This is a genomic window from Methylobacterium nigriterrae, from assembly GCF_037106235.1.
In the GTDB taxonomy this organism is placed as follows: Bacteria; Pseudomonadota; Alphaproteobacteria; order Rhizobiales; family Beijerinckiaceae; genus Methylobacterium; species Methylobacterium nigriterrae.
The window spans coordinates 1-260 of record NZ_JBAWTG010000991.1; the positions used below are offsets into that span (position 1 = coordinate 1).

The 260-nt window shown below is 52.3% G+C and carries 1 pseudogene; it reads right to left on the minus strand.

The annotated features are described in order from the left end of the window. Positions 1–240 (minus strand): annotated as a pseudogene (locus tag WDW90_RS39985) (hypothetical protein); the annotation flags it as partial. Positions 241–260: the final 20 nt, after the last annotated feature.

The window sequence follows — 260 nt, forward strand, 5'->3', positions numbered from 1 at the left end:
CATTTCCACCCCGGTGACCGAGGCTTGAAAGAGATGATGGATATAGAAGTTAAGCCGGCCCTTGCCGCAGCCGAAGTCAACAACATGGTCCCTGCTGCTCAGGCTGTATTGACTGAACAGCACCTCCAGTGCGCTGTAGGGTGTGGGCTCATAGCGGTGATAATGCAAAGAGGGGTGAAATCCTCTTTGCTCCCCCGCCGTTTTAATATGTAACATGGCATCATACAATTGCTCGTTCATGCTTCCCTCCGCTTTCCGCT